This is a genomic window from Hydrogenobacter sp. T-2 (genome assembly GCF_033971325.1).
Lineage (GTDB): Bacteria > Aquificota > Aquificia > Aquificales > Aquificaceae > Pampinifervens > Pampinifervens diazotrophicum.
This window is the reverse complement of the sequence record NZ_CP117180.1, coordinates 746,507-759,393: the sequence shown is the minus strand read 5'-3', so window position 1 is coordinate 759,393 and position 12,887 is coordinate 746,507. Positions and strand designations below refer to the sequence as shown.

Here is a 12,887-nt window from a genome sequence, read left to right as displayed (position 1 = left end):
ATAAAAAGAGGAGGTGAAAAGATGAACCTAAAGTCTATTCCTGCAGGGAAAAACCCACCAGAAGACATCTACGTGGTAGTGGAGATACCCCAAGACAGCCCTATAAAGTATGAGCTTGACAAGGAAAGCGGAGCCATCTTTGTAGATAGGTTTCTCTTTACCGCTATGCACTATCCCTTTAACTACGGCTTTATCCCTCAAACCCTTGCGGATGATGGAGACCCTGTGGATGTTTTGGTGATATCTCGCTATCCTGTAGCACCCGGTAGCGTTATAAGATGCAGACCCATAGGTGGGCTTGAAATGAGAGACGAAGAAGGCGTAGATACAAAGCTACTTGCGGTCCCACACAGCAAGTTAGACCCCACTTACGAAAATGTGAAGTCTTATGAAGACCTGCCAAAGGCTCTCCTTGATAGGATAAAACACTTCTTTGAACACTATAAGGAGCTTGAGCCAGGCAAGTGGGTAAAGGTGGAAGGCTTTAAGGGTGTGGACTTTGCCTACGAGGAGATAAGGAAGGGTATTGAAAACTACAAGAAGTGATGGATGAGATACTCCAGAAGGCTAAAAGGGTTTTTGATATAGAGATTCAAGCCTTAGAGAAGCTTAGGGACAACTTAGGCGATAACTTCGTGAAGGCGGTAGAGCTTATTTTAAACTGTCAGGGAAAGGTAATAACTACAGGAGTTGGCAAATCTGGTCATATAGCCCGTAAGGTTGCCTCTACCCTCTCAAGCACCGGCACGCCAGCCCATTTTTTGCACCCTGCGGAGGCTCTCCATGGAGACCTTGGAGTAATAGACTCTGGAGATGTGGTGCTTGCCTTTTCCAACAGCGGTGAGTCTCCCGAGGTAAACTCTCTTGTTCCCTACATAAAGCTCCTTGGTGTGCCTCTCATATCCATAACCAACAACCCACACTCCACTCTGGCAAAGCATTCAGATGTGCATATATTCCTCTCTGTGGAAAGGGAAGCCTGTCCTTTACAGCTTGCACCCACGAGCTCCTCCACCGCATCCCTTGTGCTTGGAGATGCGTTGGCTATGGTTCTTTTGGAGCTCAAGGGTTTTACCGAAAAGGACTTTGCCTTGAGGCATCCCGGAGGTTCTCTTGGCAGAAGGCTAAGGCAGGTGGCAGACCTTTGCCACAAGGGAGAGGAAGTCCCCATAGTAAAGGAAGATACCCCCATGAAGGAGGCAATAATTGAAATGACCAGCAAGGGCTTTGGTGCTACCGCAGTGGTAGGCCAAGAGGGAAAGCTAATAGGCATAATAACTGACGGAGACCTAAGGCGTTTTGTAAACAGGGGTGGAAACTTTGACACGAGCATAGCCAGAGATGTAATGACGAAGAACCCAAAGACCGCACGCATGGAAGAGCTTGCGGTGGAGGCACTAAAAAGGATGGAGGACTATAAAATCACAGTCCTTATCGTGGTTGACGAAAGGGGCACCCCAGTAGGCATCATACACATGCACGATATACTTAGGGCAGGCATATTATGAAAAGACTTGGAGTGCTTGGCTCTACAGGTTCTGTGGGAAGTCAAACCCTTGAGGTAGTAAAGGCATACAGAGAAGACTTTGAACTTGTGGGTATTTTGGCAAAAAGGGCATCGGAAAAACTCTTATTTCAAGCAGTAGAGCTAAAGCCAAGGTTTGTGTCCTGCTACGAAGAACCTTCAAAGGATTGGCTGTCCCAACTACCAGAAGGTACGACCTTTTTAAAAGGTGAGGAGGGTTTGCACGCCATAGTGGAAAGTTCAGAAATTGTGATGAATTCCATATCGGGTGTGGATGGCATTCTACCCACATATCTCGTGCTTAAGCAGAGTAAGAATCTTCTAGCTTCTAACAAGGAATCCCTCATATGCCTAAGAGAACTCGTAAGGGAAAACAGAGAAAGGATAGTGCCTGTGGACAGCGAGCACAACGCCATCTTCCAGATAATGCTCGGCATAAGGCGTGAAGATATAAGAAAGGTTTATCTGACCGCCTCTGGAGGACCCTTTAGAGATAAGAGCTTGGAGGAGCTAAAACACGTGAGCGTAGAGGATGCACTAAAGCACCCCACATGGAGGATGGGTGCAAAAATAACTATAGACTCTGCCACTCTTATGAACAAAGGCATGGAGCTAATAGAAGCCATAAACCTCTTTGACCTTGAGGTGGAAAGCCTTGAGGTGGTTATTCATCCCCAGAGCGTGGTGCACGGTATTGTGGAGCTCATCGACGGTAGCTTTATATTCCACACCTCACAAACAGACATGAGAATACCCATACTGTATAGCCTTTACTATCCAGAGAGAAAAGCCTTCCCCTTTGAGAAAAAGGGTTTACTTGAGCTTTCTCCTATAACCCTTGAGAGGGTAGATACGGAAAAGTTTAAGAGCATTCCTCTGTGTAAATGGGTTGCTCTCATGGGTGGCATATACCCTGCAGTGTTGGTGGGTGCGGACCAGGTAGCGGTGGAGCTTTTCTTACAGGGTAAAATAGGCTTTTTGGATATTGTAAACCTCGTAGAGGAAATCTTAAGTTATGTGAGCCTAAGAGACCCACAGAGCCTTGAAGATGTGCTATATGCTATAGACTGGGCATACAAAAAGGGATTGGAACTTGTGAGGGTTTTAAGATGAAAGGGTTTTCCCTTGCCTTAGCTTTTATAGTCTTGGCTTTTTTACCCTTTTATTTGACCTCATCGCCAAAGGGTGGTAATTTATCCTTTGTAAAGGCAAAGCCAGAAAACTTTCATATAAAGGAAGGTAAAGAAGGAGGAGAAATAAGGTTTGTGTTAAATTCTGACCCAAGAACCTTAAACCCAGCCTTAGCTCAAGAAACTTCCTCTACCGCAGTGCTTTCTGACCTCTTTACAGGTCTTACCAAAATAGACCTCAAAACCATGCAGGTAGTCCCAGACCTTGCAGAAAGATGGGAGGAGAAGGAGGGTGGCAGGGTGTATATCTTCCATCTTAGAAGGGGCATAAAGTGGAGCGATGGTGAGCCTTTTACTGCGGAGGATGTGGTCTTTACATACAGGGATATATACCTCAACCCTCAAATACCCAACTCCACAGGAGATATGTTTAGAGGCATATTAAAAAACCAAGAGGACGTAAGGAACTTCGTAAGGAAAATAGACAAATACACAGTGGAGTTTAGACTTCCAGAGCCCTTTGCACCCTTCCTTAACGCCCTGTCCGCACCCATACTACCAAAGCACAAATTGGAGAAGTTTGTAAAGGAAGGAAACTTTATGACCGCATGGAACGTAAACACAGACCCAAAGGATATAGTGGGAACAGGGCCATACAGGCTAAAAAGGTATATAAAGGGTGTTATGGTGGAATACGAGGCAAACCCCTACTACTATGAATATGACAACTCCGGCAGGCAACTACCATACATAAAGAGAAAAATAGGATACATAGTGCAAGACCCAGACACTGCCCTTTTGAAATATTCCCTCGGAGAAATAGACTACATGGGTGTTAGACCTCAAGATGTGCTCTTTATAAGCAGAGTAAAGAACACTACCCTCTATGACCTTGGACCCACTCCCTCTACCACTTTTTTGGTTTTTAATCAAAACCCTAACTCCAAGGTGCCAAAGTATAAACTAAGATGGTTTCAAAACAGAGAATTCAGAAGAGCTATATCCCATGCCATAGACAGAGAGGGTATATGCTACCTTGTTTACAACGGCTTGGCAGAACCTCTATATAGTCCAGTAACACCTGCCAACAGACCCTATTACACAGAAGGGCTCTTCCCTGTCTACGAATACAGCCTAAAGAAGGCAAGGGCTATACTTGAAAGCCTTGGCTTTAAAGATAGAAACGGTGATGGATGGCTTGAAGACCCAGAGGGCAATACCCTTGAGATAGTGCTTCTTACAAATGCAGGCAACAAGGAAAGGGAAGCCATAGGAAACATGATAAAGGAAGACCTTGAGAAGATAGGAATAAAGGTGGTCTTTAGACCCGTAGACTTCAACAGCCTTGTAAATAGGCTTACTTCTCCACCCTATGACTGGGAGGCGGTCATAATAGGTCTTACGGGCTCAATGGACCCACACTTTGGAAGAAACGTATGGCACTCTTCGGGAACGCTTCATATGTGGAATCCAAGGCAAAACAAACCACAAACCCCATGGGAAAGAGAAGTTGATGAGTTATTTGACATGGGGGCAAGGGAAACAAACTTTGAAAAAAGGGTAGAGATATACAAGAGAGCTTACCGCATAATAGCAGAGGAACAACCCATGATATTTCTCACAACACCTAAGAGCATGCTTGCGGTAAGGAACAAGTTTGAAAATATCTTTCCCACCGTTTGGGGGTGGTATAGGGAAGAGGCTTTATTTCTCAAGTGATAAGCTCATTGAGCTTTTCCTTTAGGACTTTGTAAGCCTCTTCCCTGACTATCTGACTCATATCAATTCTTGAAAAAGCCTCATTGATTTTCTCTCCTATTATCTCTTCAAGCCTTCTTTCAAGAAGGGAAGCTATCTGTCTACCCACCTCTTCTGGGTTCAGAAAGCTGGACAGAAAGGACAAGACTTTTTCTTGGGACAATTGCTCTCTTATCACATCCTTTATAGCTGTAGCTATGCTCTCTGCTACGCTCTCCATATTGGGTATACCTTCAGAAATTATGGACGTTTCCCTCATCTCAATCTCTGAAGTAGCTTCTTCTGCTAAAGCTGGGGCTTCCTCTTCTCCAATACCAGAGCCTATAATCTCCTCGAGTAGGCTCATTATTCCTCTTTCTTCTTCCTGCGGAGTTATTGGCTGAGGCTCTGCGGGTAAGGACTCCCAGACAGGGGGTGTTTCCATCAATGACTCAGCAAGGTATTCCGCAGGAAGTTCTTCCGCAAGCTCTAATACCTTATCTATTGCTTTACTAAGCTCCGCCTCCCTCGCGAAACTGTATTTTCTCTCAAGGGGTATACCTCCCACATCTATGGTAAAGAGTTCATCTATAAGAAGAACATAGGGCTTTTTTGCTAAGGATTCCTCCCTTGACATATCCATAAGAGTTCTGTAGGCAAGCATCCCAGATATGGTATCAAAGAGGATTATGTCCGACTCCTTTGCCTTCTCAAGAGCCTCTTTTATGTTTCTCGCTTCTAATATCTCCACCCTTCCTGAGATAGCTTCCCTTATGTTATTTATAAGAGTAGTATCAAAAGAGACTAAGAGCAGTTTTTTAAGTGGCTTTTCTATGGTATCCTCTTGGAATACCCTCTCTCCTTGGGACAATGTAGGTTCTGTAGGTATTTCAAGATCAAACTCTCTGAAGCCCATCATACCCTCTGTGTATATAGGTTGTGAAAGATCCCTATCTTCCAGATATAGCTCCTCGCCCGAAGACACCTCCTGTGGCTGTTCTTCCACCACCGCCTCTGGTTCGCTTACAATCGCATCTTTGATTTTAGTTGCTACCTCATCTCTCATCACCTTTACCTTTCTTGGAGGCATTATATTGTTCATGTCTACAGGAAAGAGGTCATCGACGAGAATTATATACTTTGAGTCCTTAAATTTCTGCTTATACATATTGTTAATGTCCTCTTCAGATATAGAACCAGAAACCGCATCGTATATAACCACATCCATGTAAGAAGAGACGGTGTTTATGGCTTCCTCTCCGTTTTTCACATCCACCAAGTTGTGTTCACTGAGAACCTCTTTAATTTTGCTTACCAAATTTTTATCAAAAGAGACTATGAGTATGTTCATGTCTTACCCTCCATTCTTTTAATTATATCGTCCAATATCTTTTTGGCTTCAGACAAACTCTCCTTGGGTATAATTCCACTCATGGCGAAGGTTACTCTCAGAGCCTTTAGCCTTCTTAGTATGTCCTCCTGTGGTAGGATTTCTGAACTTTCCTTCTGTTCTATTGGCTTGTCCCTTTTGAATAGCAATGCCAAACCAGACAAGAACAATATGAGACCTGAGATAGAAACTCCTAAGGCAAATGGTTTTTCCAGAAAGACATTCAAATACTCTGAGAAACTTACCCTCTTTATGTAGGTATAGACATGGTCCCCACCCTTGCTATAGCCAGTGCCTATAAAATCCTCTGCCCTAAGAGGACCCATAGCGTTATTCGTGGTTATGACTTTACCTCCTGCTGTCCTGAGTATAAATATGCTTTCGTCCTCCTTGTTTAACTTTATCAGAGTATCTCCAGAGTAAAGACCATGCACAAACTGAGAGAGGTTTTCGCCTATCCTTGAAAGTTTTGTATTTACATATATTTCAAAGGCTATCCACTGCCCTGCGAAGAAAATCAGAGTTCCAAGCACCATCAGTAAGGGTGATAAGGCTTTTCCCATCTTAGCCTCCCACGGTTATGTTTTCAACAAGAATAGAGGGTGAGCCCACATTTCCATAAAACCTTAGGTCATTACCCACCTCAATTACAGAACTCCAAATGTCCTTTATGTTTCCTCCTATAACGACCCCCCTCACGCCTTTTAACCTCCTTCCTTGTTTGTATATTATACCAGAAGCACCAAGAGAAAAGTCTCCAGATACTGGGTCCACCGTGTGCAAGCCCATTAGGTCTGTTATAAGAAAAACATCCCCTTGAAGTAGGTCTTCAAGGCTTTTCTCTCCAGGCTCTATGTAGAGGTTTGTTATACTGGAGACTGGTAAGCTCTTAAAGCCCTCCCTCAAGGAGTTGCCCGTAGGCTTTGAACTGGACTTTATGGCGGTATAGGTGCTGTGAAGGAAGCCCCTGAATATACCTCTATCTACCAAAACTTTTCTACTCATTGCATAACCTTCCGCATCTACAGGAAGGCTAATAAAACCGCCCTCCAAAGTGCCGTCATCTATGATTGTAAGCTTGCTTGAGAAAAGCTCCATTCCTTCTCTATCCCTTAGGAAGGTTTTGCCCTTGACAAGAGAGTCTCCAAGGAATATGGGACTAAAGGCTTCGAGAAGCATTGCAAACGCCTCTCTGAAGAAAATCACAGGCATTTTAGTAGTTTCTATCTGCGAAGGGTTAAGGCTTGCGGTGGCTTTAAAGACCACATCCTCCACAATGCTTTCCAAAGGCAAGTTAGAGAGAAACCTGCTACCAGAATACTCGTAGGATATGGAAGAGTCTCCCCTTTCTTCTGCGAGCACCGCCATAATAAGTGTATACCACGTTCCTCTATACTCATAGGAGAGTCCACAGGAATTAAAACAAACCACTTCAAGCTCTGTTTCTTTGAGGCTTACCTTTCTCACACCCTTTACTCTTGAGTCCAGCTCCTTTGCTCCACGTTCCAAGCTAATTATTAGGTCTATCTTTTCCTCAAGAGGTCTTTTGAGACCCTCCTCATCATAGTATGTTTCCAACTTTCCAAAGTCCTGACAAGCACCGAGAGAAAACCCATAGTCTTCTGGTGTTATATCACACACCTGTGTGGCAACTTTTACACACTCTTTCACAGCTTCTTTATCAAGGTCAGTGGTGTAAGAAAAGCCCATTTTTCTATCTTTGAAGACCCTTATGCCAATTCCTGCCTCCTCTGCCTTCAAAAGATTTTCCAAGCTCTCATCTGCACTCTCAAGGGTTGTCTTTTTTCTACGCTCCATATACACTTCATACTCATAACCCGGGGAAATAGCCTCTTCTATCCAGGACCTAATCTTTTCCATGCTTCAAAATTTTAAAAGAAATAGATAAACTGGTGCTGTAAAAAGTAAAGAGTCAAACCTGTCTGTAAACCCACCATGTTCTCCAAGCACGTTGGAGAAATCCTTTATACCTACCTGTCTCTTTATAAAGCTCTTAAAAAGGTCTCCCATAAGAGCTACGACTACCAGAGGTAAAGACCACAGAAAGCCTTTAAAGCCATGAAGGGCTAACAAGACTACAGCACCGGCAATGCCACCACCTGCAACACCCTCCCATGTTTTCTTTGGCGATAGCTTTGGAGATAAAGGTCTCTTGCCGAAGTTCTTTCCCACGTAGTAAGAAAACACGTCCACCGCCCAAACAAAGATCAGGAGTTTTAGTAGAGCATAGTCCTCTTTCAGACTAAGTAAAAACACAGGAAGGACTCCCGCATACACGCATATCAGTAAAGTCTTGAAGAACTCATCTATAGACCACCGCTTCCGACCGGCGTAAAGGGACAAAAGAAGGGCAGAAACGATACCGAGCTCAAAGGATATGGAGCTAATTAAAAAGGTAATGGGAGGCATATGGAAAAATTCAAACTTTAGAGCCTTAGAAACCTCGTAGCCTATAAGCAAGGAAAGAGCAAGAAGGCTCGCATAGAAAACAGGGTAAGGAGATAGAACTACCGCTATAGTAAGCACGCCTATGAGTATTCCTATGGATTCTCTACTCCTGAAGGATCGCTCCAAACCTTCTTTCCCTCCTTGAAAAGTCTTCAAGGGCTTTTACGAGCTCTTCTTTCCTAAAATCTGGCCAGTAAGTATCAGTAAAGTATAGCTCTGTGTAAGCCAAGTGCCAGAGAAGAAAGTTGGATATTCTCTTTTCTCCACCTGTTCTTATAAGAAGGTCTGGGTCTGGTGCTTCTGGTAGGTCTGAAAACAGATTAAAGAGCTTTTCTGTAGGCTCAAGACCCGCTTCACTTATCTTCTTAAAGGTTCTTAGTATCTCGTCTCTACCGCCGTAATCAATAGCAAGGATGACATGAATTTTTTCTTCAGAGGGTCTTAACTTCTCAACCCTCTCCATCTCCATTAATAGACCTTTGGGTAGTCTGTCCCGCCTTCCTATAAAAGAAACCCTTATACCCTTTTCCAGTAGCAAATGACTTCTTTCCCTGAGATATCCCTCAAGGAGTCTCATCAGAGCATTTACCTCAAAGTCTGGTCTTTTCCAGTTTTCTGTGGAAAAGGCAAAAAGGGTGAGCCACCTTATACCAAGCTCTATACAAGCATCTACAAGTTCTTCTCCCCTCTTTACCCCTTCATAGTGACCTGCTATCCTTGGCAGACCACTTTCCCTCGCCCATCTTCCGTTTCCATCCATTATAACCGCCAAGTGTTTTGGTATTTTCATATCACCTTCCAAGCCTTGTCCTTGCAGTTCCAGCCTCCTCAGAAAGTGGATAATCTCTCAGTATAGCCTCGTAGTATTCCCTTGCCTTTTGATTGTCTCCTCTTTGTTCGTAAAGCCTTGCCAATTGAAGCAAGGCAGAAGGCGCTTTGTTGCAGTCTACCATCTCTTTCCTTTGGCACCTTTCCACTAGGGTAAGCCAAACCGCTTCCGCTTTGTTCGTTTCTCCAAGGTCTCTGTAGACCACACCAAGCCACAGATAGGCGTTGTCCGTGAGAGGTGTCCTCGGATACCTTCTTATAAAATCTATAAACTTGTCTCTTGCTTGGTTTAGCTGTCTTAAGTTGTAAAGCCTTAGTGCTTCATCGTATTCCCTTTGATACTCTTCAGTTGCCTGCTGTGGGTTGTCGCGTTGAGCCAGAGGAGTTTCCTGCACCCTTTCTGGAATACTTGGTGAAGGCTGTGGCACTTCCCTTATTGGCTCTGGCAACCTGGTAGCTTGAGCAGTGCTTTGTCTTTCAACTCTAAGCCTTTCCAGTTCAAGCCTTGTCCTTGCAAGGTTTTCAGAGAGAGTGTCCACTCTTGCTTCTGTCCTCAGGTTTCTCTCTTCCAAAGACCTCTGTCTTTCTTCAAGCTGTGATATTCTGCCCTCAAGGCTTGCAATTCTTTTGTCAAACTCCTCTTTGGTTATGCCCCCACAGGAGGCTAACCATATTAGAGAAAACAAAGACAAGGCTGTAAATATCCCTCTCATAATTCTTTAAATTATAACACTGAAAGAGGCTAAGCTCCTATTGTTTGAAAAGAAGTATATACTCTCCTTCTCTCTGTAACTGCATGTATTCACGGGCGAATTTTTCTTTGAAATGCTCAGGGTTTTCCCTTATAAGCTCAAGGACTTGCTCTGTATTACTATTTTCCGCCCTTTGGCGAGATATCTTGGCATTAAGCTCAACACTGGCTTTCTTTAGTTCAAAGACCCTAAATACATTATACTGGCTAAGGAAAAGATTATAAAAGGTGTAAAGGACCATAAGGAAAAAGAAGAGATTTGCAAACCCTTCAGGCTTTAAAAACCGAAAATTCTCCCTTCCCGCCGAATTCCGCTTCATCGCCAAGCTCCTCTTCTATCCTCAAAAGCTCATTATATTTTGCTATCCTATCTGTGCGTGATGCAGAGCCTGTCTTTATCTGTCCTGCGCCAGTCCCTACTGCAAGATGTGAGATAAAGGTATCTTCTGTTTCTCCAGACCTATGGGAAATTATCGCCTTGTATCCTTCCCTTTGGGCTATTTCCACAGTCTGTAGTGTTTCCGTAAGAGTTCCCACTTGATTTAGCTTAACCAGTATGGCATTGGCAAGTCCTTCTCTTATGCCTTCTTGGAAGATGCTTGGGTTTGTCACAAAAAGGTCATCTCCCACAAGCTGAACTTTATTTCCAAGTTCCTTAGTTATTAGTCTCCAGCCTTCCATATTGTCCTCCGCCATGGGGTCCTCTATGGATACTATCGGATATTTTTCTAAAAGTTTAGCGTAAAAACCGCAAAGTTCCTCTGAGCTAAGTTTTTTACCCTCAAAATGATAAACTTCATCCTCGTAGTAAAACTCAGAAGACGCACAGTCAAGAGCCAAAAGCACATCTTCACCCGGCTTGTATCCTGCCTTTTCTATGGCATACATTAGCATATCTAAGGCTTCTTCTGTGCTTTTCAAGTTGGGTGCAAACCCACCTTCATCTCCCACATTGGTAGAGTATCCCTTTTCCTTTAAAATCGCCTTTAGGTGGTGAAAGACTTCCACTCCTACCCTTAGTGCCTCTGAAAACCTTCCTCCACACACGGGGACTATCATAAATTCCTGTATGTCAAGAGGGTTGTCCGCATGGACTCCACCGTTTATTACATTCATCAAAGGCACTGGTAGCCTTCTGGCTCTTAGACCTCCTATGTATCTGTAAAGGCTTATTCCAAGCTCCTGTGCCATCGCTCTTGCTACCGCCATACTTACACCCAGTATGGCGTTTGCACCGAGTTTGCTTTTGTTGGGTGTTCCGTCAAGCTCAATAAGCACCTTGTCTATAAGGGATTGCTTGCTGGCATCAAGCCCTATTATCTCTTTTGCTATTATGGAGTTTACATTATCCACCGCTCTTAGGACGCCTTTTCCAAGATACCTTTTTGGGTCGTGGTCTCTTAGCTCAAGAGCCTCCTTTTCTCCCGTGGATGCACCGCTTGGCACTATAGCCCTTCCCTTTGCACCAGAAGAAAGTTCTACCTCCACCTCAAGGGTAGGATTTCCTCTTGAGTCTAAAACTTCCCTTGCCTTTACCTTTGTTATGGAAGACATGTATAAATTATAGCATAGTTATTAGGGGTAGCCCTTTACAATTAGCTCAGTCCAGAGAATGGGGTTTATGGGTGTCTTTGTGGATAGCCATATAAGCACTGTTAATAGTCCCGTTATAAGGGGTGGCAGGAGCATAAGGGGGTTTGTTTCAAGGTTTGTGTTTCTCTCTTTCTTAAACTCTCCTCTGCCAAACCATGCACTGAAGACTATAGGTAGTAGATAGAGGGCACTCAATAGAGAGCTTGCATAGAGCACATATACAGCCCATTCCACACCTGCAATCTGAGCACCCTTTTGTAGATACTCCTTTGTAATGTAGCCTGCGGTAAAGGGAAGACCTATAAGACCAAGGGAGGCAATGGTAATCGCAAGGGTAGTAAGAGGCATTTTTTTACCTATTCCCTTTACCTCTTCTACCTTATGTATTCCGTAAGTTTCTGAGTAATTTCCTACGCACATAAAGAGGGTTATTTTCATTACGCCATGGTTTACTAAGTGTAGGAGAGCACCCATGGTGGCAATGGGTCCAGGAATTAATAGACCTAAGAGTATATATGAGAGGTGGCTTATTGTGGAATAGGCAAGCCTTTTTTTAAGCTCCTTTTGGAATACCGCCATAAAAGAACCAAATACTATGGTAAAGCCCGCAAGGTAAGCAAGAGGTTGCCAGAGGTTTAGAGCGTCAACTGTCTCCGCACCGTAGAGGTCATAAACAAGCCTTGCAACGCCAAAGGCTCCTGCCTTTACCACTGCTACCGCATGCAGGAGTGCACTAACTGGGGCTGGTGCCACCATTGCCCTTGTGAGCCAACCATGAAGTGGAAAAACTGCTGCCTTTACCGCCATTCCGAAGAACAGACCATAAAAGAGCAAACTTGCCAAGTGGGGGTTTGCCATAGCCCAAGCCTTGAGTTGGGTGTTGCCATCCACACTAAAGTTTCCATCGCCTACTAAGACATAGAGGATAACCACACATATAAGGAAAAGGCTTCCGCCAAGAAAGGTATATAACAGATAAACACCTCCTGCACTCAGAGCCTTTTTGGTCCCCCTGTGAACTACAAGAGGATAGGTGCTTAGAGTAAGAAGTTCATAAAAGAGGAAGAAGGTAAAGAGGTTACCTGCGAGAGCAATACCCATAGTAGAAGTGACCGCAAGGTTAAAGAAAGTGAAAAACCGCCTGCGGTTTGGAGAACCCTCAAGATAACCAACTGCGTAGAAGGTGGTGAGAAGCCACAAGAAGGAAGACAGGCTCACAAACAAAAGCCCAAGTGGGTCTATTTTGAGGTGAAAGTCCGCAAAGGATACCATGGGATAGCTTATTTCAAAAACCCTACCCTGATACACAGCCAAAAGAAGGTATGCTATTACAAAGAGCTTGTATACCGCAGCACTTATGTTTACAAGGGTTCTAAGGGTATACCACTCCTCCTTTAAGAACGCTATCACAAGGCTCGCCACAAAGGAGCTAAAGAGTAAACTAAGCACCATAAACTGGTCCAT

The 12,887-nt window shown here is 44.0% G+C and carries 13 protein-coding genes; 4 read left to right on the top strand and 9 right to left on the bottom strand.

All coding sequences use genetic code 11. From position 1 onward, the window contains the following. The first annotated feature begins 21 nt into the window (after nt 1-21). Genes ppa through IAE16_RS04405 form a run of 4 tightly spaced genes read left to right on the top strand, consistent with a single transcriptional unit; the run spans nt 22 to nt 4,374 of the window. On the top strand, nt 22-546 hold the full coding sequence (gene ppa, locus IAE16_RS04420; RefSeq protein WP_323701519.1) for an inorganic diphosphatase: 525 nt from the start codon (nt 22-24) through the stop codon (nt 544-546). Then, a complete protein-coding gene (locus IAE16_RS04415) occupies nt 546-1,508 on the top strand; it encodes a KpsF/GutQ family sugar-phosphate isomerase (protein ID WP_323701518.1) in 963 nt (320 codons plus the stop codon). The genes ppa and IAE16_RS04415 overlap by 1 nt, the downstream gene beginning before the upstream one ends. Beyond that, on the top strand, nt 1,505-2,638 hold the full coding sequence (gene dxr, locus IAE16_RS04410; RefSeq protein ID WP_323701517.1) for a 1-deoxy-D-xylulose-5-phosphate reductoisomerase: 1,134 nt from the start codon (nt 1,505-1,507) through the stop codon (nt 2,636-2,638). Before IAE16_RS04415 ends, dxr begins: the two co-directional genes overlap by 4 nt. Continuing rightward, nucleotides 2,635-4,374 carry an ABC transporter substrate-binding protein gene (locus IAE16_RS04405; protein WP_323701516.1) on the top strand — a complete coding sequence of 580 codons (1,740 nt, stop codon included), beginning with the start codon at nt 2,635-2,637 and terminating at the stop codon, nt 4,372-4,374. The genes dxr and IAE16_RS04405 overlap by 4 nt, the downstream gene beginning before the upstream one ends. Here IAE16_RS04405 and IAE16_RS04400 read toward each other — a convergent pair. From IAE16_RS04400 to IAE16_RS04360, 9 genes are read right to left on the bottom strand one after another with little or no spacing between them, the layout of a single operon-like run. Next, entirely contained in the window at nt 4,367-5,743 is a 1,377-nt protein-coding gene (locus IAE16_RS04400; protein WP_323701515.1) for a hypothetical protein, read from the bottom strand. The genes IAE16_RS04405 and IAE16_RS04400 overlap by 8 nt on opposite strands. Further along, on the bottom strand, nt 5,740-6,345 hold the full coding sequence (locus tag IAE16_RS04395) for a hypothetical protein (RefSeq protein ID WP_323701514.1): 606 nt from the start codon (nt 6,343-6,345) through the stop codon (nt 5,740-5,742). The genes IAE16_RS04400 and IAE16_RS04395 overlap by 4 nt, the downstream gene beginning before the upstream one ends. Before the next feature lies 1 nt (nt 6,346). After that, nucleotides 6,347-7,663: a TldD/PmbA family protein gene (locus IAE16_RS04390; protein ID WP_323701513.1), complete on the bottom strand. Its 1,317-nt coding sequence runs from the start codon at nt 7,661-7,663 to the stop codon at nt 6,347-6,349. Between the two features lie 3 nt (nt 7,664-7,666). Beyond that, nucleotides 7,667-8,377 (bottom strand): phosphatidate cytidylyltransferase, encoded by a 711-nt coding sequence (locus tag IAE16_RS04385; RefSeq protein ID WP_323701512.1) that lies wholly within the window; start codon nt 8,375-8,377, stop codon nt 7,667-7,669. Then, nucleotides 8,355-9,041 carry a polyprenyl diphosphate synthase gene (gene uppS / locus IAE16_RS04380; RefSeq protein ID WP_323701511.1) on the bottom strand — a complete coding sequence of 229 codons (687 nt, stop codon included), beginning with the start codon at nt 9,039-9,041 and terminating at the stop codon, nt 8,355-8,357. The genes IAE16_RS04385 and uppS overlap by 23 nt, the downstream gene beginning before the upstream one ends. Nucleotide 9,042: 1 nt before the next feature. Further along, nucleotides 9,043-9,792: a tetratricopeptide repeat protein gene (locus IAE16_RS04375; RefSeq protein ID WP_323701510.1), complete on the bottom strand. Its 750-nt coding sequence runs from the start codon at nt 9,790-9,792 to the stop codon at nt 9,043-9,045. A gap of 37 nt (nt 9,793-9,829) precedes the next feature. Continuing rightward, on the bottom strand, nt 9,830-10,072 hold the full coding sequence (locus tag IAE16_RS04370; protein WP_323701509.1) for a septum formation initiator family protein: 243 nt from the start codon (nt 10,070-10,072) through the stop codon (nt 9,830-9,832). Between the two features lie 28 nt (nt 10,073-10,100). Then, nucleotides 10,101-11,384, bottom strand: coding sequence for a phosphopyruvate hydratase (gene eno / locus IAE16_RS04365; protein ID WP_323701508.1), 1,284 nt, complete (start codon nt 11,382-11,384; stop codon nt 10,101-10,103). A 21-nt stretch (nt 11,385-11,405) separates the two neighbouring features. Then, nucleotides 11,406-12,887, bottom strand: coding sequence for a complex I subunit 5 family protein (locus IAE16_RS04360; protein ID WP_323701507.1), 1,482 nt, complete (start codon nt 12,885-12,887; stop codon nt 11,406-11,408).